Annotated in this window: 22 protein-coding genes; 1 reads left to right on the plus strand and 21 read right to left on the minus strand. The window is 62.8% G+C overall.

Features of this window, described 5'->3' with window-relative positions; all coding sequences use genetic code 11:
* Positions 1-21 precede the first annotated feature (21 nt).
* From pilW to ndk, 3 genes are all read right to left on the minus strand, one after another.
* The gene (pilW, locus tag O3299_RS12770) at positions 22-819 is read right to left on the minus strand and encodes a type IV pilus biogenesis/stability protein PilW (RefSeq protein WP_305052766.1); all 798 of its coding nucleotides are present in this window, start codon (positions 817-819) and stop codon (positions 22-24) included.
* 11 nt (positions 820-830) lie between these two features.
* Complete coding sequence (gene rlmN / locus O3299_RS12775) at positions 831-2,006, minus strand: 23S rRNA (adenine(2503)-C(2))-methyltransferase RlmN (RefSeq protein WP_289904161.1); 1,176 nt, start codon at positions 2,004-2,006, stop codon at positions 831-833.
* Positions 2,007-2,131: 125 nt separating this feature from the next.
* Entirely contained in the window at positions 2,132-2,548 is a 417-nt protein-coding gene (gene ndk, locus O3299_RS12780) for a nucleoside-diphosphate kinase (RefSeq protein WP_034752036.1), read from the minus strand.
* Between the two features lie 221 nt (positions 2,549-2,769).
* Between ndk and O3299_RS12785 the strand changes: the two genes are divergently transcribed.
* Positions 2,770-3,456: a Bax inhibitor-1/YccA family protein gene (locus tag O3299_RS12785; RefSeq protein ID WP_034752039.1), complete on the plus strand. Its 687-nt coding sequence runs from the start codon at positions 2,770-2,772 to the stop codon at positions 3,454-3,456.
* A 66-nt stretch (positions 3,457-3,522) separates the two neighbouring features.
* Here O3299_RS12785 and O3299_RS12790 read toward each other — a convergent pair whose 3' ends face one another.
* The 18 genes from O3299_RS12790 to odhB all read right to left on the minus strand — a co-directional run bounded on the left by O3299_RS12790 (position 3,523) and on the right by odhB (position 25,535).
* Positions 3,523-4,368, minus strand: a complete 846-nt coding sequence (locus O3299_RS12790) for a LysR family transcriptional regulator (protein WP_099667084.1) — start codon at positions 4,366-4,368, stop codon at positions 3,523-3,525.
* Positions 4,369-4,396: 28 nt separating this feature from the next.
* A complete protein-coding gene (cfa, locus tag O3299_RS12795) occupies positions 4,397-5,542 on the minus strand; it encodes a cyclopropane fatty acyl phospholipid synthase (RefSeq protein ID WP_305062970.1) in 1,146 nt (381 codons plus the stop codon).
* A gap of 299 nt (positions 5,543-5,841) precedes the next feature.
* A complete protein-coding gene (locus O3299_RS12800; RefSeq protein WP_305062450.1) occupies positions 5,842-6,903 on the minus strand; it encodes a cupin-like domain-containing protein in 1,062 nt (353 codons plus the stop codon).
* Positions 6,904-6,981: 78 nt separating this feature from the next.
* Positions 6,982-8,958 carry a glycosyl hydrolase family 18 protein gene (locus O3299_RS12805; protein WP_305062451.1) on the minus strand — a complete coding sequence of 659 codons (1,977 nt, stop codon included), beginning with the start codon at positions 8,956-8,958 and terminating at the stop codon, positions 6,982-6,984.
* A 364-nt stretch (positions 8,959-9,322) separates the two neighbouring features.
* Positions 9,323-10,666 (minus strand): 23S rRNA (uracil(1939)-C(5))-methyltransferase RlmD, encoded by a 1,344-nt coding sequence (rlmD, locus tag O3299_RS12810; RefSeq protein WP_305062452.1) that lies wholly within the window; start codon positions 10,664-10,666, stop codon positions 9,323-9,325.
* Between the two features lie 239 nt (positions 10,667-10,905).
* Complete coding sequence (gene rpoS, locus O3299_RS12815) at positions 10,906-11,937, minus strand: RNA polymerase sigma factor RpoS (RefSeq protein ID WP_077407335.1); 1,032 nt, start codon at positions 11,935-11,937, stop codon at positions 10,906-10,908.
* 8 nt (positions 11,938-11,945) lie between these two features.
* Positions 11,946-12,863, minus strand: coding sequence for a peptidoglycan DD-metalloendopeptidase family protein (locus O3299_RS12820; RefSeq protein WP_305052769.1), 918 nt, complete (start codon positions 12,861-12,863; stop codon positions 11,946-11,948).
* A 42-nt stretch (positions 12,864-12,905) separates the two neighbouring features.
* Positions 12,906-13,793 carry a protein-L-isoaspartate(D-aspartate) O-methyltransferase gene (locus O3299_RS12825; protein WP_305062453.1) on the minus strand — a complete coding sequence of 296 codons (888 nt, stop codon included), beginning with the start codon at positions 13,791-13,793 and terminating at the stop codon, positions 12,906-12,908.
* Positions 13,794-13,815: 22 nt separating this feature from the next.
* Complete coding sequence (gene surE / locus O3299_RS12830) at positions 13,816-14,553, minus strand: 5'/3'-nucleotidase SurE (RefSeq protein ID WP_034789072.1); 738 nt, start codon at positions 14,551-14,553, stop codon at positions 13,816-13,818.
* A gap of 94 nt (positions 14,554-14,647) precedes the next feature.
* Positions 14,648-17,128 carry a tetratricopeptide repeat protein gene (locus O3299_RS12835; RefSeq protein ID WP_305052771.1) on the minus strand — a complete coding sequence of 827 codons (2,481 nt, stop codon included), beginning with the start codon at positions 17,126-17,128 and terminating at the stop codon, positions 14,648-14,650.
* Between the two features lie 19 nt (positions 17,129-17,147).
* The gene (locus O3299_RS12840; protein WP_035820738.1) at positions 17,148-17,753 is read right to left on the minus strand and encodes a toll/interleukin-1 receptor domain-containing protein; all 606 of its coding nucleotides are present in this window, start codon (positions 17,751-17,753) and stop codon (positions 17,148-17,150) included.
* Positions 17,754-18,036: 283 nt separating this feature from the next.
* Positions 18,037-20,073 (minus strand): ATP-dependent DNA helicase, encoded by a 2,037-nt coding sequence (locus O3299_RS12845; protein WP_370385278.1) that lies wholly within the window; start codon positions 20,071-20,073, stop codon positions 18,037-18,039.
* 61 nt (positions 20,074-20,134) lie between these two features.
* Complete coding sequence (locus O3299_RS12850; protein ID WP_034752051.1) at positions 20,135-20,335, minus strand: YdcH family protein; 201 nt, start codon at positions 20,333-20,335, stop codon at positions 20,135-20,137.
* 138 nt (positions 20,336-20,473) lie between these two features.
* On the minus strand, positions 20,474-21,199 hold the full coding sequence (locus O3299_RS12855; protein WP_251350500.1) for a hypothetical protein: 726 nt from the start codon (positions 21,197-21,199) through the stop codon (positions 20,474-20,476).
* A gap of 19 nt (positions 21,200-21,218) precedes the next feature.
* A complete protein-coding gene (zapE, locus tag O3299_RS12860; protein ID WP_099667077.1) occupies positions 21,219-22,316 on the minus strand; it encodes a cell division protein ZapE in 1,098 nt (365 codons plus the stop codon).
* Between the two features lie 70 nt (positions 22,317-22,386).
* Positions 22,387-23,817, minus strand: a complete 1,431-nt coding sequence (lpdA, locus tag O3299_RS12865) for a dihydrolipoyl dehydrogenase (protein WP_034752057.1) — start codon at positions 23,815-23,817, stop codon at positions 22,387-22,389.
* Positions 23,807-24,184 (minus strand): PspC domain-containing protein, encoded by a 378-nt coding sequence (locus O3299_RS12870; RefSeq protein ID WP_077407361.1) that lies wholly within the window; start codon positions 24,182-24,184, stop codon positions 23,807-23,809. Before O3299_RS12870 ends, lpdA begins: the two co-directional genes overlap by 11 nt.
* 94 nt (positions 24,185-24,278) lie before the next feature.
* Positions 24,279-25,535 (minus strand): 2-oxoglutarate dehydrogenase complex dihydrolipoyllysine-residue succinyltransferase, encoded by a 1,257-nt coding sequence (gene odhB / locus O3299_RS12875; RefSeq protein WP_230542174.1) that lies wholly within the window; start codon positions 25,533-25,535, stop codon positions 24,279-24,281.
* Positions 25,536-25,633 lie beyond the last annotated feature (98 nt).

Here is a 25,633-nt window from a genome sequence, read left to right on the forward strand (position 1 = left end):
GAATTCATTGGTATCCCTGTCTCACTCATCAAACGCCCCATTTTGATAAGCAGCATATTCGGGGGAGCCGGAATGGTGGTTGCGCAAATGCGCCCCCAGGCCAGCTTCCGCACCCGCATCCCCGAGCTTATGCTGCACCTTGATCCCGAGCCACAGCACATCGGCCGTCTGGCTCTCCATTGTTGCTATCCTGCCGAGCCGCTGCAAATAATAAGCCGCTTGCCGGTAGTCTTGCTGTTGGTAATACACGCGCACCAGGCCGGCGTTCGTCACTGCCACGTCCGGTGCGATGCGCACGGCGCGCATCAAATATGCGCCCGCACGCGGGTAATCGTTCAGGGCCAGGCTGCAAGCGCCCCCATTGTTGAGCGCTTTTTCCGGCGACACATACGCCGCATCGGCCAAGGCCGCATCGAAATACGCCAGCGATTGCGCGGCGCGTCCCGTCTGGCACAAAAACAGGCCGTAATTATTGCTCAACTCAGGATTGTGGGGCGCAAGGCGCAAAGCGTAAAGGAAATCTTTCTCAGCAGGCACAGTTTGCCGCTGGGCCGCGAGGATCAGGGCGCGCACGCCATAGGCTTGCGCATCGTTCGGCGCCAGTTGCACGGCCTGTTCCGCTTCCGCCAGGGCCACGTCGAGCTGGCCTTGCGCATAATACGCGCTGGCCAGCTGCAAGCGCAGCGCGGCACGCTCCTGCGTACTCGCCAGCACCTCCTGGCGCAAGGCGGCGCCCGCATCGACGGGAGCGGAAGCACAGCCGACCAGCAGCACGGCCAGGCAAACAGCGGCCACAGCGAGCGAGCGTTGGTAAGCCATGCCTTCCCTCATCAGGAGCGGATTTCCACGATCTTGCCGAAATTGGCGCCAAATTTCTGTTGATACTCAGTCATCTTTTCCATGCGCTCCTGCACCCGCGTGCGGTCCTTGACTTCGCCGGCCAGCTGGCCGCAGGCCGCATCGATATCGTCGCCGCGCGTCTTGCGCACGGTGGTGATGATGCCGCCATCCATCAGCACCTGGGCAAAGGACTTGATGCGCGGGTTTTTCGAGCGGAACAGGCCCGACTCGGGGAAAGGATTGAACGGGATCAGGTTGAACTTGCAGTTCACGCCGAACTCGCGGTCTTGCACCAGCGCCAGCAGTTCGCGCGCGTGCTCGTCGCTGTCGTTGACGCCGTCCAGCATGCAGTATTCGAACGTGATGAAATCGCGCGGGGCGAATTCCAGGTAGCGTTTGCAGGCCGCCATCAATTCCTTCAGCGGGTATTTCTTGTTCAGTGGAATCAAACCGTCGCGCAAGGCATCGTTCGAGGCGTGCAGCGAGACGGCCAGGGCCACCGGCACTTCCTGCGACAGCTTGTCCATCATCGGCACCACGCCCGACGTCGACAGGGTTACGCGGCGGCGCGACAGGCCGTAAGCGTTGTCGTCGAGCATCAATTTCAAGGCCGTGACGGTCGGCTCAAAGTTCAGCAGGGGCTCGCCCATGCCCATCATCACCACGTTGGTGATCTGGCGCTCGCCTTTCGGGCCCGGTTCGATGCCCTTGGTGCGGCGCAATTCGAATTCGGCCATCCACAGCTGGCCGATGATCTCGCCAACACTGAGGTTGCGGTTGAAGCCTTGCTTGCCCGTCGAGCAGAAACGGCAGTTCACGGCGCAGCCGGCCTGGGTCGAGATGCACAGGGTGCCGCGGTTTTCTTCCGGAATGAACACGGTTTCCACGGCATTGCCATTGCCCACGTCGACCAGCCACTTGCGCGTGCCATCCGTTGACGTGTGGTCGCTGATGATGGCCGGGGCGCGCACTTCGGCGCGCGTGGCCAGCTTGTCGCGCAGCGACTTGGCCAGGTCCGTCATGGCGTCGAAATCGGAAGCGCCGAACTGGTGTATCCAACGTTGCAATTGTTTCGCACGAAACGGTTTCTCTCCCAACTCGGCGCAGTAGGCGATGAGTTGCGCGGGATCAAGGTCCAGCAAGTTGGTGAGGGTCGTCGTATTCATGATCATGTCTATTCTAAAAATCCGTCCCCGCGCGCATCCGGAGCGAAAACTCCACAGCGCAGCGGGAACAGGGGGTGATAAGTTATTTCACAGATAACGCCAGGAAATAACGTTATCTAAGGCAATTAAGCCTTCAGTTCTGGGAAGAAGTAAGCGATTTCCACTTTAGCAGCTTCGACAGCGTCGGAACCGTGTACGGCGTTAGCGTCGATCGAATCGGCGAAATCGGCGCGGATCGTGCCTTTTTCTGCTTTCTTCGGATCGGTCGCGCCCATCAGGTCACGGTGGGCCAGAACGGCGTTTTCGCCTTCCAGGGCTTGGATCATGACTGGACCGGAAACCATGAAGTCGACCAGATCCTTGAAGAAGCCGCGTTCTTTGTGCGCTGCGTAGAAGCCTTCAGCTTGTTCGCGCGACAGTTGGGTCATGCGTGCTGCAACGATTTTCAGGCCGGCGTTTTCAAAACGGGAGTAGATTTGACCGATTACGTTTTTTGCAACTGCGTCTGGTTTGATGATCGACAGGGTGCGTTCGATTGCCATGTGTGAAAACTCCAATAAAAAGTAAGGTTTAAAACGGTAAATTGATAACTCAATCAACCTTTGATTTTACCATACTCCACCCCATATCACCCAGACAGGCAGGGGGCATCTTGCCGCCCTGCCCCCGTTTAATGAAATCTTAAGCTGCTTTTTTGGCAAATTCCGGCCCTCATGCTATCCTTGGGCAAAGCAGTAATTTGAATTGACAACACGGAGGCACTATGAATCAGAACATGCAACGCACCTTTGACCTGTCGGGGGGCATGCAGCAAGTCCGCCATCAGGTCTTGCGCAACACTTACTGGCTGCTGGCGCTGTCCATGATCCCGACCGTGCTGGGCGCCTTCATCGGCGTGCAGATGCATTTGCCGATGTTGACCGGCGGCATGGGTTTCATCATCTTCATGGCCGTCGCATTCGGCTTCATGTACGCGATTGAAAAGACCAAGAACTCGGGCCTGGGCGTCGCCGTCCTGCTGGGCTTTACCTTCTTCATGGGCCTGATGCTCACGCCTATCCTGACGCGTACCCTGGGCTATTCGAACGGCGGCATGCTGATCATGACGGCATTCGGCGGCACGGCCACCATCCTGGCCGTGATGGCGACCATCGCCACGGTCTCGAAGCGCGACTTCTCGGCCATGGGCAAATGGCTGTTCGCCGGCGTGATCGTGCTGATCCTGGCATCGGTAGCGAACATCTTCCTGGGCCTGTCGGCACTGTCGATCGTGATCTCCATGGTCGCCATCGCCATCTTCTCGGCCTACATCCTGTATGACGTGCAGCAAATCATCAACGGCGGCGAGACCAACTATATCTCGGCCACCCTGCGCATCTACCTGGACGTGTACAACATCTTCACCAGCCTGTTGTCGCTCCTGGGTTTCGCCGGCGGCAGCCGCGACTAAGCATTGCGCTTATACGCATGAAAATAAAAGCCGACCTTCGGGTCGGCTTTTTTACGTCTGTCGCATCTATTTGCCCTTTTCCGCCACCTCCAGCAGGCAGGCGCGGGCGCGGTCCAGGGTCGGGTTGTCGCGCTGGGCCGCGTAGACGGCGTAGGCGGAATGCGAGAATTCGGGCGCGTCGCGCACGCGGAACAGGAGGCCCGCATCGAGATAGGGTTGCGCGCTGCCGATGCGGAAGTAACTGGCGCCGCCCACGTCCAGCAGGTAGACGAGCGCCAGCGGCCCCAGCGAGATCGAGATGGGCGGGCTGCTCAGCTCCGGATACGCGGCCTGGTGATTGGCGGCGAAACTGGGGCCCCAGTCCACGTACACATACGTATCGGCCTGCATCTGGCCGTCATCGCGCGTGGTCACCATCACCAGTTTTTCCTCGGCCAGCAATTCGCTGGCCAGGCCCGGACGCTGCGGCGGGTTGTACAGCACGGCCAGGTCGAGCGAGCCGTCGTGCACGGCGTCGAGCAGGCGCGCGGGACTGTCGACTTCCGCGCGCAGGGCGATCTCGGGGCAGTCGCGGCTCATGCGTATCAGCCAGTCGCCGAGCAGCGGCTGCCACAAGCTCAGCTCGCAGCCGATGCTGACGGCGTCGTCGCGCCCCGGCGGCAAGGCCACCTGGTGGCGCGCCCGCTCCCACACCTGCACCATGGTGGCCGCGTGGCGCATGAAGCGCTCGCCGGCCGGCGTCAGGCGCGCACCCGCCTTGTTGCGCACGAACAATTGGCGCCCCAGCTGCTGCTCCAGGGTGCGGATGCGGGCGCTGACAGCCGTCTGCGTCACGTGCATGCGTTCGGCGGCCATGATGAAGCTGCCGCAGGAAGCCACTTCCAGGAAGGTACGCGCTTGATTGATATCCATCAATCCATCATATCAGTTGCCGCGCATCTCAACTGACACGCTCATAGCCGCCCAATACGCCCTGTTTCGACAAGACCCATTGCCACAGCTGCAAATCGCGCGCGCGGAAGGCGCCCGCGCAGGACAGCAGATAGTATGACCACATGCGGTGGAAGCGTTCGCCCAGCTGGGCGGCAAAGCGCGGCCACGCCTGCTCGAAATTCGCATGCCAGGCCATCAGGGTCTTGTCGTAGTCGGCGCCGAAGTTGTGCAAGTCTTCGGCCACAAATAAATCGTCCATGGCGTCGCCGATCTGGCCCAGCGACGGCAAGTCGCCGTTCGGGAAGATGTATTTGTCGATCCACGGATCGCACGTGGAATGGCGTTTATTTTTGCCGATCGTGTGCAGCAGGAACAGGCCATCGTCTTCCAGGCAGCGGTGCGCCACTTCCATGAAGGTGCGGTGGTTTTTGTGGCCCACGTGCTCGAACATGCCGATGCTGACGATGCGGTCGAATTTTTCATTGGTGTCGCGGTAATCCTGCAGGCGGAAGTCCAGGCGCTCACCACCCGGCATGCTGCGCCCATACGCGGCCTGCTCTTTCGAAATCGTCACGCCCACGCACTGCACCTGGTATTTTTCCGCCGCATAGCGCATGAAACTGCCCCAGCCGCAGCCGATGTCGAGCACGCGCATGCCCGGTTCCAGCCCGAGCTTGCGGCAGATCAAATCGAGCTTCGCTTCCTGCGCCTCGGCCAGGTTGCCGGCATCCTTCCAGTAGCCGCACGTATAGGTCATGCGCGGATCGAGCATGGCCGCATAGAAGGCATTGCCCAGATCATAGTGCTCCTTGCCCACCATCCAGGCGCGGCGCTCCGTCTGCAAGTTGAACAGGCGCGCGTACAGCGCGTGGAACGCCAGGCGCATGGGGCGCACATCATCGGCCACCCTGGCGCGCAGCAAATGGCAAAAGAATTCATCGAGCTGCTGCGCATCCCAGTCGCCGTCCATGTACGCTTCGCCCAGGCCCAGGTTGCCGCTGGCGAAGGCGCGCTCCGGCACGCCCGGCTTGCGCAGCTGCATGTCCCAGGCGGCGCGGCCATTCAAATGGATGTCGGCCTTCGCCAGCAATTCGGCCGCTTCGCGCGTCAGCCGCGTGTCCACGGTGATTTTCGGTGTTTGCTGCAACTGCATTGCTGCTTGTGTCGTGTGCTGCGTGTTCATGCCCTGCCGCCTCCAGATGGTTGTCGGTGCTGGCGCGCGCCGGCAAAGCCCATCAGCGGCCCGGCGCAGCGCCAGCCATAAAATTATCCGCCCGCCATCGCCATCTGGATAATGAAACATCATGGTCATTCATATCAAAATAATTGCTGCAAAATGATTTGAATCAATTATTTTGTGGAAATATCTTATGCAGGATGTACCCCGTAACATGCAAAAAGCCGCCCGTAAGGCGGCTGTTCGCGGCAGGTTCGCGCCATGCGGCGCCACGATCAAAAGTCGTGATTCGATGGGTACTTGCTGTAAAAGTCGTTATCCCATTTGAAATTGGTAAACGCCACCGTCATCGATACGTCGAGCGCTTCGACGAAATGCCAGCAGCCGACGGGCAGGAACAGGATCTCGCCCGGCGCCAGCACGCATTCGCGCACTTGCACGTCGGCCATCAGCGGATAGCGCCGCAGGTCGATATCGCGCCCGTCGACGGGCGTAAAGCAGTGGCGCTGGTTGTACACGCGCGCCACCTCGCAGGCGGCCATGATGCGCAGGCGCTTGCGCCCCTTGACCTGGGCCATGAAGTTGTTCGTCAGGTCGTGGTGGAACGGCGTCACCGTGCCGGCCGGACCAAACCATAGAAATCCCGTGGGGCCGCCATCCTGGCGCAGGTATTCGGGAAGCTGGCCGATATCGTCCCACAGCTCGCGCAAGGCTTGGCGGTTCTGCGAATTGTTATTCGCCGTCATGTAGAAATCGTTGGTCGCACCGCTGCTCTCGACCAGGCTGGCGTACTCGCCGAACGCCATCTTGCGCTTGTGCGCCACGCTGTTCATTTCATATTGGGCATCCGCTTCGCGGCCGAACTGCACTTCCACTTCGCGCTGCGCGTAATACTCGCGGAAATACGCGGGACTCCATTTCGCTATGGCGGGCCAGTCATCCATCATGCCCGTGATGATGACGGGCTGGTTGGTGGAATAGTATTCGTCCAGGAATTCCTGCGCGGACAGCTTGTCGCGGCGGGGAATCTCGGGGGTGCGCAGGTGGTTCAGCTTGCGCTGGATGTCGATCACCCAGTCGCGCTTGGCCAGGCGGTTCGACAGGCGCACGGCGCCGGCCAGGTAGGGACTCTGCAGCGCCAGCTCCACTTCGCGGCGCGCCAGGGCCTCCGCGATGCCGGCCTGCTGCAGCACCGGCATCAGCGCCGACGGATGGCTGCCCAGCATGAGGTTTTCCGCGATCCAGCTGCGCCACTCGCGGCTCAGCTCCTGCTCCTGCTGCTGCTGCTGCTCCTGTTGCTGCTTCTGCTTGACTCCGAATGTCGATACCGCCGCCATCGCCCGCCTCCCGTGTTTTTATATGAATAAGCGGCCGGACAGCATGGCTATCCGGCCGCGTCTTACGCTACATCAACATTACCGCACTTTCCACACCTCGGTTGCCAGCACGCCATTCGCGTCGCCATCGAGTTCCCACGAGAACGCGCCGCGCAAGCCCTGGTCCTTGACGTATTTCACCTTGGTGCCGATGACGGTCGGATCGTCATAGCTCCACCACTGGCCGCCCGCACCCGTGTACAGGTACAGCTGCTTGGTCACGGGATGGTAGTAGCGCGTGCCGGCCTTGGCGACGAGGATTTTATAGTCCTCGATGCCCGACTCGTACGTGCCTGGCGCCGTGCCCGTGGCAGCCTGGTACAGGCCATCGCCATTCGGTCCCGGCGCCACGCCCGTCCAGCCGCGGCCATAGAACGGTATGCCCAGCAGCAGCTTGTCGCGCGGCACGCCGGCGGCAATCATGTACTGCACCGCCTTGTCGCCCACGTATTCGCGCGCCATGCCTGTCGACGGATCGGCAGGGTCGGCAAACAGCTGGGCGTTGAAGTTGGTACTGTTTTCCCAACCGCCGTGGAAGTCGTAGGTCATCAGGTTGATCCAATCCATGTACTGCGAGTACAGGGCCGGTTCCGTGTTGTCGATCTTGTCCTTGCCGGCACCGACAGCGGCCGTCAACAGGTAACGCTTGCCGTTGGCGGCGCCGAGCGCATCGAGCTGGGCGCGGAATTCCGCCATCAGCAAGGTGAAATTGCGCTTGTCGTTGGGGCTGACCGTGTTGTACGGCTGGCCGCCGCCGACCGGATATTCCCAGTCGATGTCGATGCCGTCAAAGATATTCGCCGCCGCGCCCACGCCGCCACGGCCGCCCTGCACCGGCAGGTTGCCCTTGATGTAGATGTCGATGCACGAGCGCACCATCTGCTTGCGCAGCGCATCCGTGGCGGAACCGACGGAGAAGTTCTTCGACCAGCTCCAGCCGCCCAGCGAGATGAACAGTTTCAAGTTCGGGTGCGCCGCCTTGAGCTTTCTCAACTGCAGGAAGTTGCCCGACAACGGTGCATCCCACGGGATGGCCTGGCCATCGACGGTGCGCTTCGGCGTGCGGATGTAGTCGGCCTCGGCATCGCCGCCCGTGCCCGCATCCGGCGAATTCGGATTCGTCGCGCCCGGCTCCGTCTTGGTGATCATGGCGCATTCATAGCCGCCGTTTTTCGGATAGATATTGCCGAAAGCGTAGTTGATGAAGGTCAACTTGTCGGCCACGCCGCTGGTATGCACGTTTGCCACTTCATAGTCGCGGCCATACACGCCCCATTGGGCGAAATAGGAACCGACTTCGCGGCCCGTTGGCGTCGGCGTTGGCGTTGGCGTTGGCGTTGGCGTTGGCGTTGGCGTTGGCGTTGGCGTTGGCGTCGGGGTCGGCGTCGGCGTCGGGGTAGGCGTTGGTGTCGGGGTAGGCGTGGTGCTGCAGATCTCCAGGCTGGTCCATGGCTTGCCCGTGCCGGCGGCGCCGCTGCTGGTCGACGGGTTGTCGCCCTGCGTCCAGTAATTGGCGCGGTAATTCGTGCCCGCATAGCTGACGGTGGCGCCCGCGCTGTAAGCCGTGCCGGCCACCCACGCCAGCGCGCACGTGCCGCCGGTTGGCGTTGGCGTCGGGGTGGGCGTCGGATTCGGCGTAGGCGCCGGTGTCGGCGTGGGCGTGGGCGTGGGCGTCGGGGTCGGTGTCGGCGTAGGAGTTGGCGTGGTGCCGCCATCGCACGTGCCGCCGGCGCTCCACAGGCTCGGCGTGGAAACGGGGTTCCAACCCGAGCCGACGTGATCGGTCTGCGTCACCAGGGCCGTGTAGTTGGCGCCCAGGTAGGTGACCACCGTGCCCGCGTTATACGTGCCGCCCTCTTGCCACGGCACGCACGCGACCACCGTGCTGGCCGCCAGCAATTGCGAACCGGCCGGCGCGCCGGCGTCACCGCCGCCGCCGCAGGCCGCCAGCACGCCACCGCTGGCCAGACATACCATCATGTTCCTGATCGTTTTCTTGAGTATTAAATTTTCCACGTTGTCTCCTGTTCAGGTTTGCGGAAATACCACTCTGCTTCAATGAAAAAGCTACCCTGTGATTTTGTTTTTTGCAGTTGCAAGAACAGCATGCTGCTGAAAAAATAGGCGGTCAAGTGGTTTTGAAGTGGCCTCAAAGTGGGCAATACCACTTTACAAAGAAAGCATCACGGCGGAGACGGACGGCGCGTTGTCCTACTGGACAAGCAAAAAAACGGCAGAGGAAGGATGAAAAAAGACGCTGGATCAGGAAAAGACAGACCAGTTTTATAACACGCTGTAAGTGGTATGGGGGGGAGCTTGCTGCGCCGCTGAACGCGGCAGCGGCGGGTGCCTGCCTGGCCACCCGCCGTATCTTTAATACTTATTGCGCAAGATCAAACACCGCCATCGATTCGACGTGCGAAGTATGCGGGAACATGTTCACCACGCCCGCCTTGCTCAGCACATAACCCGCTTCCAGCGCCAGGATGCCGGCGTCGCGCGCCAGGGTCGACGGGCTGCACGACACATACACGATGCGTTTCGGCAGCAGGTCCGGACGCACTTGCGACAGGCCGACCAGCGCCTGGCACAGGGCCATGGCGCCATCGCGCGGCGGGTCGACGAGGATGCGGTCGAACTTGCCCAGCGCGATCAGGTCGTCCGTCGTCACTTCGAACAGGTTGCGCGTCGAGAACGAGGTTTTTTCCGCCAGGCCATTGGCCAGCGCGTTTTCCAGCGCCCGCTCCGTCAGGGTGGTGCTGCCTTCGATACCGACCACTTCGCTGCCTTGCGTGGCCAGCGGCAAGGTGAAATTGCCCAGGCCGCAGAACAGGTCGGCCACGCGGTCCGTCGGCTGCACTTCCAGCAAACGCAGGGCTTTCGATACCAGCACGCGGTTGATGTGGTGGTTCACCTGGGTAAAATCGACGGGCTTGAACGGCATCTTGACGCCGAATTCCGGCAGCAGGTAGTGCAATTGCTTGTCCAGCGGATAGAACGGCACGGCCGTTTCCGGGCCTTTCACCTGCAGCCACCATTGCACGCCGTATTCGTCGGCAAAGGCCTTCAATTTCGTTTCGTCATCCGCCGTCAAGGGCGCCATGATGCGCAAGACCATGGCGGTGACGTCTTCGCCCACGGCCAGCTCGATCTGCGGCATCTGGTCGAAGATGGACAGCGAAGCAATCAATCCACGCAGCGGCAGCAGCATGGCGGAGATGTGCGGCGGCAAGATTTCGCAGCTATCCATGTCGGCCACGAACGCCGATTTCTTTTCATGGAAGCCCACCAGCACGGCGTCTTTCTTCTTGACGTGGCGCACGGACAGGCGCGCGCGGTAGCGGTAACCCCACGTCGGGCCATACATGGGGCGCATGATGCTTTGCGGACGCACCTTGCCGATATGCCACAAGTTGTCTTCCAGCACGCGCTGCTTGATCGCCACCTGCGCCGACGGCTCCAGGTGCTGCATCGAGCAGCCGCCGCAATTGTCGAAATGCTTGCATTTGGGCGTCACGCGCATCGACGATTCGCGGTGCAGCGCCGTCATGCGGGCCATTTCCCAGTTCTTCTTTTTCTTGAACGTCACAAAGCTGACGCGCTCGCCCGGCAACGCGCCTTCGACAAACACGACCTTGCCCGGCGAGCCGTCTTCGTTCTCAATATGGCCAACGCCACGGGCGTCCATGTCGAGCGATTTGATTTCGATGATATTTTCTTGCATAGCGATCAATAGGTAAGAGTGGGCCAGGACGCAGGGCCGCGCTGGAACTTGAAAGAATGGGGGAAAGGTCAGGCGCCGCGAGCGGGGCGTATGATAGCAGATCGCGACAGGCAAAAGCCGCTCAAGCCCGCACCGGGCAGCAAGCCTGAGAAAATGCGCAGGGCAAGGCGCGTGGCCGAAGACAGTACGCCAGTACGGCGAGGCCATGCAACGCCGCCATGGGCGTTTTATCAGACTTGCTACAGCAGGGAGTCGCGCACGACGCCGCGTGCGGCCATGGCCCGTTTGAGCTTGATCAAGGCTTCCTGCTGGATCTGGCGCACCCGCTCGCGCGTCACGCCCATTTCCTCGGCCAGGGTTTCCAGGGTGGCCGGGTCGTCGTTGTCGAGGCCGAAACGGCGCATGATGACGACGCGCTGCTTGTCGGGCAGCTTGGTCAGCCAGTCGCGCACCAGCACCGTCATTTCATGGTGTTCCGCGCGCGCGTCGGGGCTGTCTTCGCTGGCGCCGGGCAACATGTCCATCAGCGACGATTGCGGGTCGTTGTCGAGCGGCGCGTCGAGCGACGTGGCGTGCTCGGACAGGGCCAGGATATCCTGCACCTCTTCCACGGGACGGCCCACTAGGTGGGCGATGTCTTCCGCGGTGGCATCCTTGCCGTCGTGGTGCTGGGCTTCCAGGTGGTACTTGCCGCGCAGAATTTGATTCAGTTCGCGCACCATGTGCACGGGCAGGCGCACCGTGCGCGCCTGGTTCATGATGGCGCGCTCGATGCTCTGGCGTATCCACCAGGTGGCGTAGGTAGAGAAACGGAAACCGCGCTCGGGCTCGAACTTGTCGATGGCCCGCATCAGGCCGATGTTGCCTTCCTCTATCATGTCGAGCAAGACCACGCCGCGGTTGATGTAATGCTTGGCGATCGACACGACCAGACGCAGGTTGTGCTCGATCATGGTTTGCCGGGCTTCGAAATTGCCCTGCTTGGCGAGGGTGGCGTAATGCACCTCTTGCGCCGCCGTCAGCAGGGGCCGCGTGCCGATCTGGTTCAGATAGTGCTGGGTAGTATCGGTCGACAGCTCGGCCGCCAGCACTTTTTTCAATTCATCGACACTTTCGACCAGCACGCTGACGCTGGCCACCTCGCCGCCTTCGCCCGCGTCGACGGCATCGATGCCGTCAAGTTCGCCGGCATCGTCCGTCACGACTTCGTCTGCCCCGTCTTCCGGCAGTTCCGGGTCATCGTCCAGCTGGTCGTGCGGCGCGTGTGTCATTGCTTTACCTAACGGTTAGGCAGGAATTTCGAAGGGTCGACAGGCTTGCCCTGCTGGCGAATTTCAAAGTGCAGCTTCACGCGGTCGGCATCGGAATCGCCCATTTCGGCGATGGCCTGGCCTTTGTTGACGTTCTGCCCTTCCTTCACCAGGATGCTGCGGTTATGCGCATACGCCGACAATAAACTATTACTGTGCTTCACGATGACAAGATTACCATAACCACGGATTCCGCTCCCGGCATACATGACTTTTCCCGCGCCGGCGGCCACCACTTGCTGGCCCGCCTTGCCGGCGATATCGACGCCCTTGTTCTTGCCTTCGTCGAAAGTGCCGATGACCTTGCCTTCGGAAGGCCACATCCAGCTGATCTTGTCGTCGCCAGGCGCCGATGCCGCAGGGGCTGCCGCGGCGGCGGCCGGTGCGGCGGCGACGGTTGCCGCCGGGGCTGGCGCAGGCTTGGCGTCGCCCATGCCGCCATCGGCGCGCAATTCGGCCAGGGTGGCGTCGGAATACGCGCGCTTCTCGCCGCGCGGCCCCGTTTTCTTCGGTACGACAGGCGCGGCCGGTTTGACTTCCGTCGCTGGCGGCATGACGATGGCCGACGTTTGCGCGCCGCCCGTGTCGCCATTCGGCGGCAACACGCGCAGCACCTGGTCGACCTTGATGTCGTTCGGGTTGCTCAAGTCATTCCAGGCCACCAGGTCGCGGTAATTCTGCCCGTGCTCGAGGGCGATGCGCAACAGGGTGTCGCCACGCTTGACCGTGTAATAGGCCGGGTCGCGGTCGCGCGGATCGCTGGCGGCGGCGCTGCTGCTCGAGGGGTGGCGCTCGACGACGGGCGCCTGGACGCCCGTCGTGCCGCAACCGCTCAACAGCGCGGCCAAGGTGATGCTACATAGAAGTATGTTACTTTTCTTAATCATTCGCATGTATTTATATGTCCTGCTTGCTAGCTGATCCGGGGATCATATGGTGCCCGGGCGCAAAGGTACGAAATGGCAATCTTCCAGGGTTTGGCTAGTCCATTCCATTTTCCCCACCCGGGTAATGAGTTGTAAGTGTTGCAATTTAGCCCCCACCGGCGCAACCAGACGCCCGCCGGGCGCCAGCTGTTCCAGCAGGGCTTGCGGGACTTCCAGGCCGGCTGCGGCAAGGATGATCCCGTCGAAGGGCGCCGCCTGCGGCAGGCCAAGCATACCATCTCCGTACTGCAAGCGCAGATTCGACACGCGCAGCGGGCGCAAATTGGCCTTCGCCAGCTCGTGCAGGGGCCGGATGCGCTCGATCGAATACACCTCTTTTGCCACCAGCGACAGCACCGCCGCCTGGTAACCGCAGCCCGTGCCGATTTCCAGCACGCGCTGCAACGCCCCGCCCTGGCGCATCACTTCGATCATGCGCGCCACGATGTACGGCTGCGAAATGGTCTGGTGGTGGCCGATGGGCAGCGAGGCGTCGATATACGCCTGCGACGCCAGCGCCTCGTCCATGAACATGTGGCGCGGCACGGCTTGCATGGCGTCCAGCACCACCTGGTCCTTGACACCCTGTTTCGCGATGCGCGCCACCATGGCACGGCGCACGGCCTCCGAAACGAGCGGGTTTTGCCGCGGCGGCGACACCGCCGCCGGCTGCGCCCGCTCATTGGCGATGGCCTGGGCGCGCGACGGGGCGATGGGCACAGCGCCATGGTGCGGCGCCCCGCCGCGCGCCGCGCTCTGCGCCGCATTCTGCGTGGCCGTCTGCGGCGTGGCGATCCTGGACTGGGCCAGCGACTGCCCCCCGCCCTGCCTGGCGGGCTTGCCGGCCAGCGAATCGAGGGACAGGGGGAAGGTGCGCGGCTTATCGGTCATGGTTGTCGGTCATCGTGAGCGGTCATGCCAGGCCTTTTGCCAGTGCATCGAGTTGGGTGGTATGGGTCAGGTCGATCTGCAGCGGCGTGATCGACACTTGCCCATGTTCAACAGCATGGAAGTCCGTGCCCGGACCGCCTTCCTTGGCGGCGCCGGCGGGGCCGATCCAGAAGATTTCACGGCCGCGGGGGTCGAGCGCGCGGATCACGGGCTCGGCCGAATGGCGCTTGCCCAGGCGCGTGGCCACCACGCCTTGCATTTGCTCGTAAGGAATGGCGGGGATGTTCACGTTCAGCAGATATGGTTTCTGCAGGGCATCAAACTGGCGCTCGACGATTTCCCTCGCCACGCGGGCGGCCGCGTCCAGGTTGGCCCAGCCGAACTGCGACTGGGAAAAGGCGATGGCGGGAATGCCGAACAGATAGCCTTCCGTGGCGGCGGCCACGGTACCCGAATACAGGGTGTCGTCGCCCATGTTGGGGCCGTTGTTGATGCCGGAGACCACCAGGTCGGGGCGCTCGATCAGCATGCCCGTCAGCGCCACGTGCACGCAGTCGGTGGGAGTGCCGTTGACAAAATAAAAGCCGTTGGCGGCCTTGTGCACGGACAAGGGCCGGTCCAGGGACAGCGAATTGGACGCGCCCGAACGGTTGCTGTCGGGCGCCACCACGACGATGTCGGCAATAGGGGCGAGCGCATCGGCCAGGGCCGCCAAGCCAGGCGCCAGGTAGCCGTCGTCGTTACTGATAAGAATTCTCATAACGAGATTTTACCTGAAGCAATGCCAACACTGCGCGTACCGCACGCCGATAGACAGCATTATTTGTGCCGCCGCGCGGACATGGCGCGCCGCATCAGCGCTGCTCGATGCGCGCCTCGGACAGCGCCCCTTCCAGCGCCTGCACTTCATCCTCCTGCAAGGCCAGCAAGGCATTCAAATCGCCTTGTAATTTGTACATCCTTTTCAGCTGCGCCATGCCACGCCTGCGCAGCTTGCCAGGCACGCCCGGACGCAGCAGGCAAGACTTCAAATGTTCGGCCAGTTCGCCCGCCTGCGCATACTGTTCGCGCTCGATCATGCCTTGCAGCATAGAGATCATGCTGGCCAGGGTCTCCGGCTCGGCCCCTTCGTGCCCGTTGGCGCGGCCGGCCAGGATGGTTTCCTGCAAATGTCGCGCGCCGTCCAGCACGCTGTCTGCATGTCCCGTGACGGGCGCGTTCAAGAGCCGGTCGCTGCCGCTGAGCACGGCATCTTCCAGCAGGCGCGCCGCCGCGCTGTCGCCCTGCTGCTGCAAGGTGCCGGCAAGTTGCGTCTTGCTGTGCAAGGTATCGAGGTGGTCTTCGCCCAGCAGGCGCGCATGCACTTCCAGCACCTGCTCCTGCACGCTGCGCGCCGCATCGAGTTCACCGCGCCGCAGCAGTGCCTCGGCCAGCTTGCGCTGGCTCATCAGGGTTTCCGGATGATCGAGCCCGTGCGTGCGCTCGCGCGCCGCCACCTGGTCTTCATGCAACTGGCGCGCGCCGGCCCAGTCGCCCTGCCCGGCGACGATGTCGGCCAGCAAATCGCGCGTGGCCAGGGTGGCCGCATGGTCGCTGCCCAGGCGCCGCTCCTGCGCCTGCAGCACGGCAGCGAACAGGCGCCGCGCCCCTTCCAGGTCGCCTTCACGCCCCAGCGCCTGCGCCAGGGCCAGCTTGCTGCGCAAGGTATCGCCATGCTCGGCGCCAAACAGGCGCTCGCGCGCCGCCACCACCGTGGCCAGCACTTGCTGCGCCTGCGCCAGCCGGCCCATGCGCAGCAAGGTGGCGGCGCGGCCATCCATCGCTTCCAGGGTCAGCGGATGCTCGCCGCCCAGCTGGCGCGCATAGCTTGCCAGCACCGCATCCTGCAGCAGCAGCGCCGCCGCCAGTTCACCCTGCAGCAACAGGGTTTTCGCCAGGCAGGCCCGGGCGGCCAGGGTATCGGGATGTTCGCTGCCCAGCACCCGTTCGCGCACGTCGAGCACGTCTTCTTCCAGGAAGCGGGCTTCCTCGAGCTTGCCCAGCTGGCGCAACAGGCGCGCCATGCCGCTCTTGCACGCCAGGCTGTCGGGATGCTCCTCGCCCAACAGGCGCACGCGGATCTCGACGCTTTGGCGGAAGGCATCGAGCGCCTGCCCGCTGCGGCCATCCTTGCGGTACAACTCGCCCAGGCGCGCCAGGTCGCGCGCCAGCGGCAGGGCCACGGCGCGGCCCGGTTCGGCCTGCAAGGCCTGGCGCGCTTCGCTGATGGCGCCCAGCAAGGCGATTTCACGGCTCGATTGCCAGGGGAAGTAGCCGCCCGTCAGCCAGTGCAAAAAGGCTTCGAAGGTGCGCGTGAGGGAAAAGCGGTCGCCGCCCTGGTCTATGCGCACGGCCAATTGCTCGCCATAGGCAAAGGTTTTCGTCTGCTGCAGCTGGACTTCGTCGAAATAACTGTCGAGGGCGATCTGCGGCAAGCCATACGAGGTGCGCAGCAGGCGCTCGAACATGGGCTGGAAGCCGGCGATGCCCTTGTGCGCATCGCCGCGGCGCCACTCGGCGCGCTGCGCCCCGTCGCCCATTTCTATGCGCGAGGGCAAGGGGTACACGAGCAGCGGGCGCTGTTCGTCTTCATGGCTGCGGCGGTATTCGATGGCCCGCGTGACAAGCGCGTCGACGCCTTCCAGGCTTTGCCGGTTCGGCGTGAAGACCACCACCAGCTTTTTCGGCAGCAAGGTGGTGCAGATGCCCGCGCTGTCCGTGCGGCCCGTGCGCGAATCGACCAGCACGTAACGGAAATGCTGGGCCAGGGTATCGGCGAAGCAGCGGAACAGGGCCGGGCAGCTGTCGAACAGCTGATCCCAGCGCATCTGCGCCAGGCGCTCGCTGTAGCTGGCGTCGAAGCGCCCCGCGCGCATCAGGTACAGCGGACTGCCTTGGTCGACGCGCACCACGTACTGCTGCCAGTCGATGGCGTCGAGCACGCGCTGGGCCAGCGCCGCATCCTCGCGCCCCCCATCTTCCCGGCCCCTGGCCTGCCCGCCGGCGCGCGCGCCCGCCGTTTCCAGGCTGATGCGCTCGAGCTGCTGGCGGCACGCCTCGAAGAACTCGAGCACGCCCGGTCGCTCCTCGTGCTGTTCGAAATAATGGTGCAGGCCCGGCGCTTCCATGTCCCAGTCCAGCATCAGCACGGGCACGCTGGCGTTTTCGCGGCGCGCCAGCAGCACGGCGATGTTCGACAGGGCCATGGTGCGGCCGGTACCGCCCTTGTAGGAGTAGAAGGTGACGACTTCGCCAGGGGCGCTCAAAGGCGGCAGGGAGAGGCGTTGGCATTCCATGACAGGACCTTTTACGTGATTAACGTGGAAAGTGGGGAGGCGGAATGGCGCGCCATTCCGGCGGAATAGCGGGCAACACGAAACGGCTGCAATCGTGGCCGGGCGGTGTTGACCGCTTGAGCAAGTGGTAATGCGTGGCGATGCGCTGCACGATGCGTTCGATGTCGGGCAGGTATTGCGGATTCGATTTCAGGTCGCCGCTGGCCAGGGTATAGCCGGAAAAATCCACGTACAGGCCCGATTCCGTGATTTGCGGCGGCAAGCCGTCCGGATGGCGCGTCATGATGATGGGAATGATCAGGTGGCTGGGCAAGTCGTACCAGGCGCGCCGCTCCTGCTCGATCAATTGCATGGCGGCAAATTCGCGCCGCGTGTAGCCGTGCGCTTCATATTTGGGCGTGTACAGCACGATCATGCACACGCTCTGGCACATGGCGCGCGCCACGCGCAAGTCGATATCGTCGCCGCCGCCCAGTTGCTCGCTGTCGATGAACAGGACTTCCTCGCGGTCCAGGTGCGGTTCCAGATAGCAAGCCAACGCCTCGATGAGGTCATTCTTGAACTTGTTCATGAACGCATATTGGCCGTGCGCGTAGCTCAAGAAACAGCCGTAGCGGATCTCCATGGCATCCCCCTGTTCCCCGTGCGGCCCTGCCATCGCCGCGCCTTGACCCTGCAAGGCATGAGCTCACTGTAGACCGCTCGGCAACAAGCCTGTTTGCGCTGGCGCAAAGATGTGTCTGGCGTCCTGGACATGAGGAAAAATGCCAGAAACTGGCGCGATCGCGCCGATTTCTGGCATGCCGGGCGCGCAAGCGGGCGCCGCGCGAAAAACGCCATGTGATTGATAACAAAGGGAAATACGCCGGCGCGCGGATGGCGCCGGCAGGCAGGACTTAAGCGAGGACTTAGGCGCCCCTGGCGGGCAGGTTGCGGAAGAACTCAACCACTTCGGCGGTGTCGCGCGTGCGCTTGAACGGCGGCAGGCTTTGCCAGATGCGCTTGCCGTACGGCTTGGAAATGAGGCGCGGATCGCAGATCATCAGCACGCCCCGATCGCCCTCGTCACGGATCAAGCGACCCGCGCCCTGCTTCAGGTTGATGATGGCTTCCGGCAGCGAATGGTGCATGAAGCCGTTCTTGCCCTGCTTTTCCATCACTTCGATGCGCGCAGCCAGCACCGGATCGTCGGGCGGCGCGAATGGCAGCTTGTCGATGATCACGAGCGACAGCGCGTCGCCGCGCACGTCGACGCCTTCCCAGAAACTCTGGCTGCCGATCAGCACGCCATTGCCGGCCGCGCGGAACTGGTCCAGCAATTCCGTACGGCCCTTTTCTCCCTGCACGAACAGGGGGAAGTTCAGGCCCCGCTGCTTGAATTCGTCGGCCAGGCGTTCTGCCGCGCGCTTGACGGCGCGCAAGGTGGTGCACAGGAAGAAAGTGCGCCCGCCCGCCGCCTCGATGATGGGCAAGGCGCAGTCGATGACGGCATCCGTGTAGCCCAGCGAATTCGGTTGCGGCAGGTTTTGCGGCACGAACAACAAGCCTTGCTGGCCATAGTCGAACGGCGACGGCCACGTATGCGACGGTTCGCCCGTCAAGCCCATCTGTTCAGAAAAATGCTTGAAGTCGTTTTTCACGGCCAGGGTGGCGGACGTGAAAATCCAGCTGCGCGGCGTGCCTTCGCGCTGGTTGTTGAAGATGGGCGCGATCGACAATGGCGTTTTATGCAATTGCAAGGAACTGGAAAACGCTTCCACCCAGAACACGGCTTCCTCGCCGGCCGCAACCTTGGCTTTCGGATCGAACTTCCAGCCGCTCAGCTGCTGCGCCAGTTCGACGCCGCGCACGCGGCACTGTTCCAGCGTTTCCGCCCGTTCCGCCTGGGTTTCCAGCACGGCCACCATGCCGTCGAGCTCATCCTTGAGGGTGTCGAGCGCGGGGAAAAAGTCGCTCGAGGGGGCGATCTGCGGCAGGGACAGGCGCACGATATCCTGCGGGAAGGTCAGGCGCAGGTCGCGCGCCGCCTTTTCCACCACCGTGACGGTCTTGGCCCAGTCGATGCCGCGCGCATGCGCGAGGCCCTCGGCCAGCACGTCGCGGCACAGTTCCAGGATTTGCGACGTCGACACCGTATTGCCAAAGAACAAAGTGGCCGTGTCGGGCAACTGGTGCGCCTCATCGAAGATGATGGTGTTGGCCGATGGCAGCAATTCCGCCACGCCCGTATCCTTCAGGGCCACGTCGGCAAAGAACAAGTGATGGTTGACCACCACCACGTCGGCCTGTTGGGCTTCCTTGCGGGCCTTCATGACGAAGCAATCCTGGTAATACTGGCACTCGGCGCCCATGCAGGTGTCGCGCGTGGACGTCACCAGGTTCCAGATCATGGCGTTTTCCGGCACCTTGGTCAGCTCGGCCTTGTCGCCCGAGCTGGTCATCTTGATGAAGCGCGAAATTTCGCGCAGGTGGCCCACGTCGTCGCGCGACGTCATGCGCCCGTTTTGCAGGGTGCGTTCCAGGTGATAGTGGCAGACATAGTTCGAGCGCCCCTTCAGCAAGGCGACGGAAACGGGCGCCTGCAGCGCGGCGCGCACGGTGGGGATATCGCGCAGGAATAGCTGATCCTGCAAGTTTTTGGTACCGGTGGACACAATGGTCTTGCCGCCCCACATCAGGGCCGGCACCAGGTAGGCGAAGGTCTTGCCTGTGCCCGTGCCCGCCTCGGCGATCAGGGTCGTCTGGCTGTCGATGGCGCTGGCGATGGCTTTCGCCATTTCCGTTTGCGAACGGCGCGGCTTGTAGCTGCCCACGGCCGGACCGAGCGGGCCGCCGGCGCCAAACAGGCGCTCGATGTCGGCATCGTGCTTGCCAGGCGGCGCCTGGAGCTCGGCGGGCAGACTGGCTGGCAGATCGGCAGGCTGGCCATCTGGGCTTGCGGGCAATAAATTGTGATCGGTCAAAATATACTTAGGTGAAGGCTGGACTGGACGCTACTGGCGCCCCTCAGGCGGGAACGTCGGGCACCAACTGCATTTTCAGCAAGGTGATGTGATCCTTCAATTGCAATTTGCGTTTTTTCAGGCGGCGCAGTTGCAGCTCGTCATGGTGGCCATCGAGTATCAGCAACTCGATGACGGCATCGAGGTCGCGGTGTTCCACGTTGAGTTCAATCAGGCGCCGCTCTATTTGCTGTGCATCGCTCATGTGTTGCGTTCCAGGCAGTGTTGGTAACGGTGTTGGGAAACCGGCGCGCGCAGCGTACGCAGGCAGCCAGTGGGCGTAGTTTAACCTGCCGCGCGGCTTAGGGCACGCCCTTTCCGGCCTGCCCCCTGCGCGGCAGCGTTATTTGGCCGGCGGCACAGGCACAGGTACAGCAACGGCCGGCGTGCTGGCAGCGGCGGCCGCCGCCTTGGCAGCCTTGGCCTGCGCCTCGGCCTGGCGCTCGGCCAGGCGTTGCGCCACCCGTTTCTGGCGCGCCACGGCGTCAGCCTGTTTTTTCGAATAGGCTGCTTCGCGGGCGGCGCGGCGCGGGGCCTCGGCAGCGTCGGCGGCGGCCTGCTTCGCCACCTTCGCCGCGTGCTCAGCCTCGCGCTCGGCCACGCTCTTGCCTTCCGGCTTGGGCGGCGCCGGCTCGGGCGCGACCACTTTCACGGGCTTGGGCAAGGCCGCGGCACGCTGTTCGGCGTCCAGGCGCGCACTTTCCTGCGTCCGGGCCAGGTCGATATCGCGCAAACGCACGGACTCGGCGCGCTTGAAGTAATTCGCTTCCGCTTCGACGGCGCGCAGGCGCACGAGGATCAGGCGGCGCTTTTCCTTGGCCTTGTCCAGGCAGTTATTCACGAAAAACTTGTCGTAGCACTCCAGTTCGCGCGTGGCAAACTCGTTTTCCGCTGCCGCGCGCTCGCTGGCGACCAGCTTCAGCTTGGCGTCCGCCTCGTCCACCGACAAGGTGGCGGGCACCTGCGGCGCGCCGACCTCATCCAACGCCGCGGCACCCTGGTGCGCGCAGGCGGACAACGCCAGGACCAGGCCCAGCGCCGCACCCAGCTTGTATAGTGTATTTGCCATCATGTTCCTTATCCCTGCCTCAAACGATCGCGTCGGCCGCGCCGCGCTGTTCTTTTTCCATGTATTCGCGCGATTGCATCTCGATGATACGCGAAACGGTGCGGTGAAACTCGTTGGCCAGCATGCCGTTCGTGTACAGCTCATCAGGCGCCACTTCGGCCGACATGATCAGCTTGACCTTCTGGTCATAAAACACGTCGATCAGCCAGGTAAAGCGGCGCGCTTCGGACGACTGCGCCGCCGACATGGCCGGTATGCCGGACAATATCACCGTATGGAAGCGGCTGGCGATTTCCAGGTAATCATTTTGCGAGCGGGGACCGCCGCACAGGGTGGCGAAATCGAACCAGATGATGCCGCCGGCGCGGCGCAGGCAATGGATTTCGCGGCTCTCGATGCGGATGCGCGCGTCTTCGTCTGCCGTCTCGGCGATGCGCGTGTAAGCGTCGCGCAAAGCCTTGTCGGTCTCGGCGCCCAGCGGGGTGTAGTAACTTTCCACCTGTTCCAGCGCGCGGCCGCGGTAATCGACGCCCGCGTCGACGTTCATCACGTCGAGCTTGTCCTTGAGCAGCGCGATGGTCGGCAGCATGCGGTCGCGGTGCAGGCCGTCCGGATACAGCAGGTCCGGGTCGTAATTCGAGGTCATGATGAAGGACACGCCGTTGGCGAACAGGGCCGACAGCAGGTTGTACAGGATCATCGCGTCGGCGATGTCGGAGACGTGGAATTCATCGAAACAGATCAAACGGTATTTCTTGGCGATGCGCTTGGCCACCTCGTCGAGCGGGTCGGCCACGCCTTTCAATTCATCGAGTTGCTGGTGCACGCCGCGCATGAATTCGTGGAAGTGCAGGCGCGTCTTGCGCACCAGGGGCACGACCGAGTAAAAACTGTCCATCAGGAACGATTTGCCGCGCCCCACCCCACCCCACATGTACACGCCTTTCGGCACGGCAGGACGGTTCAGCAGGCGCTTGAAGGTGCTCGAGCGCTGGCCCTTGTAGGCCACCCACTCGTCATAGCACAGCTGCAGGCGGTCGACCGCGCGCCGCTGGGCGGCATCGGCCTTGAAATCACGCTTCTGCAACGCGTGCTGGTAAAACTCTTCTACGTTCATGGGATTCGCTTTAACGCACAGGGGCGCCGGCGGAAAAAATCCGCGAGCGCCCCCGTAGGACTAACTACAATTAAAAGTTCAACGTGCGCTTGTCAACCGCCAGTGCCGCTTCCTTGGTCGCTTCCGACAGGGATGGGTGAGCGTGGCAAATGCGCGCGATGTCTTCGGCCGAAGCCTTGAATTCCATCGCCACGACGGCTTCGGAAATCAGTTCGGACGCCATCGGGCCGACGATGTGTACGCCGAGGATTTCATCGGTCGTCGCATCGGCCAGGAATTTCACCATGCCCGAGGTGTCGCCCAGCGCGCGCGCACGGCCGTTGGCCATGAACGGGAAGGTACCGGCCTTGTAGGCGATGCCTTCGGCCTTCAGGGTTTGCTCGGTCTTGCCGACCCACGCGATTTCCGGCGAGGTGTAGATCACCCAGGGAATCGTGTTGAAGTTGGTGTGACCGTGCTGGCCGGCGATACGCTCGGCCACGGCAACGCCTTCTTCTTCCGCCTTGTGCGCCAGCATCGGGCCGCGCACGACGTCGCCCACTGCCCACACGTTCGGCAGGTTGGTCTTGCAGTCGCCGTCAACGGCGATGAAGCCGCGTTCGTCCAGCTGCAGGCCGACCTTGTCGGCACCCAGGCCATTCGTGTTCGGCGTACGGCCGATCGAGATGATCAGCTTGTCGAACACGGCTTTTTGCGCTTCGCCCTTGGCGTCCACGAATTCCACGGTGACGTCTTTCTTGCCTGGCGTGATCGCACCGATCTTGCAACCGAGGTTGATCTTCAAGCCTTGCTTGGTGAACAACTTCGACGCTTCCTTGGCGATCTGCTCGTCCACAGCGCCCAGGAAGACCGGCAGGCCTTCCAGCACGGTGACGTCGGAACCCAGGCGGCGCCAGACGCTGCCCATTTCCAGGCCGATCACGCCGGCACCGATGACGCCCAGCTTGGCTGGTACCGCGTCGATGGCCAGTGCGCCCGTGTTCGACAGGATCAGTTTCTCGTCGAAAGGTGCGCCCGGCAGTTCGCGCGCGTTCGAACCCGTGGCGATGACCACGTGCTTGGCCGTCAGGGTTTCGTTGGCTTCGCCCGTCACGCTGATGTCATACGTGCCAGCGGCGGCGGCAGCGAAAGCGGCGCGGCCGTGGAAGAAGGCGATCTTGTTCTTCTTGAACAGGTACAGGATGCCGTCGTTGTTTTGCTTGACGACGGTGTCTTTGCGCTTGAGCATCTGGCCCAGGTTCAGCTTCAGGCCCGCGACGTCGATGCCGTGCTCGGCGAAGCTGTGGCCCGCGTGTTCGAAATGCTCGGACGATTGCAGCAGCGCTTTCGACGGGATGCAGCCGACGTTGGTGCAGGTACCGCCTGGAGCGGCGCCGCCCTTGGCGTTCGACCACTCGTCGACGCAAGCGACGGAAAAGCCCAGCTGCGCTGCGCGGATGGCGGCGATGTAGCCGCCAGGGCCCGCACCGATGACAACTACGTCAAATTGTTTAGTACTCATGTTTTGTTATTCCAATCTCTTCGTCTGGTACGAAAATCCACAATAGAAGGTAAATCACCACGCCGAAGCCGAAGGTCAATGTAAACAGGACGAAGACGAGGCGCCAGATCCACGCTTCCATGCCGGAAGCGCGACCCAGGCCGCCGCACACGCCGCCGAGCCAGCGGTCGTTGCGCGACCGGCGCAGGCGGTTGAATTCCTGCACCAGGTCGTTCGCGGGGCCGGAAGCGGCACCGGACGCGTTGTCCGGCTTGTCCAGGTTGATATTGCTCAGGAGCTTGGCTTTCGCTTGCGCGAATTCCGCGTCGCTCAGGGCACCTGCCAGGTGCAACTCGTGCAGACGCTTGATTTCTTCAGAGACGTTCATGGGAATCCTCTTTCATTGAGATCAGCCAGCTGCGTCTTCTGGCAAGGGGTATCAGCTACATTGCCCCGGCGGCTACGCCGGGGGACTACAGTGCTTACAGGTCCAGCAGCAGGCGTGCAGGATCTTCCAGCGCTTCTTTCATCGCCACCAGGCCCAGGACGGCTTCGCGGCCGTCGATGATGCGGTGGTCGTAGGACATGGCCAGGTAGTTCATCGGACGCACCACGATCTGGCCGTTTTCGACAACTGCGCGGTCCTTGGTCGCATGCACGCCCAGGATGGCCGATTGCGGCGGGTTGATGATCGGGGTCGACAGCATGGAGCCGAAGGTGCCGCCGTTCGAGATCGAGAACGTGCCGCCCGTCAGGTCGTCCAGGGTCAGCTTGCCTTCCTTGGCTTTCGCGCCGAATTCACCGATTTTTTTCTCGATGTCGGCGATCGACAGCTGGTCCGCGTTGCGGATGATAGGCACGACCAGGCCGCGTGGCGAACCGACGGCGATGCCGATGTCGAAGTAGCCGTGGTAGACGATGTCGTTGCCATCAACGGAGGCATTGATGATCGGGTACTTTTTCAGCGCGGCGACGGCGGCCTTGACGAAGAAGGACATGAAGCCCAGCTTGACGCCGTGCTCTTTCTCGAACTTGTCCTTGTACTTGTTGCGCAGGTCGATGACCGGCTGCATGTTCACTTCATTGAACGTGGTCAGGATGGCGTTCGTCGATTGCGATTGCAGCAGGCGCTCGGCGATACGTGCGCGCAGGCGGCTCATCGGCACGCGCTCTTCAGGGCGGTCGCCCAGGCTGGCGGCCGACGGCGTGGCAACTTGTTGCAGCGCTGGCTTGGCAGCGGCTGGCGCCAGTGGCGCGACAGCTGGCTTGGCGGAAGCGGCCAGGGCGTCGCCCTTGGTCACGCGGCCGTCTTTGCCCGAACCGGCGACGTCGCCAGCGGACAGGCCTTTTTCGGACAGTATCTTGGCGGCGGCAGGCATGGCGACATCGCCTTTGGTCGCCGCGGCTGGCGCGGACGCGGTAGCGGCGTCTTGTGCGGCGGCAGCCAGGGCTGGTGCAGGCACGGCCGACACTTCCATCGGGCTGACCTTGGCCGAGCCGTCGGTGTCGATGATGGCGATGACTTCGCCGGCGACGACGGTAGCGCCGTCAGCCTTGATAATTTGAACGATCACGCCAGCGGCTGGCGCCGGCAGTTCCAGCACCACTTTATCGGTTTCGATATCGATCATGTTTTCGTCGCGCGCAACTGCTTCGCCGACTTTCTTGTGCCATGCCAGCAGGGTCGCTTCTGCAACCGATTCCGACAACTGGGGAACTTTGACTTCGATTTGTGCCATGTAAAACTCCGTTTATTTTGTTATTGCGGCGCCGCCCCTGCGTAGCAAGGGCGGCGCTCCGTCACGATGTATGCGAACAGGCGCCATGCATACGCACG

This window comes from Janthinobacterium sp. SUN176 (assembly GCF_030587335.1).
GTDB classification, from domain to species: domain Bacteria; phylum Pseudomonadota; class Gammaproteobacteria; order Burkholderiales; family Burkholderiaceae_D; genus Janthinobacterium; species Janthinobacterium kumbetense.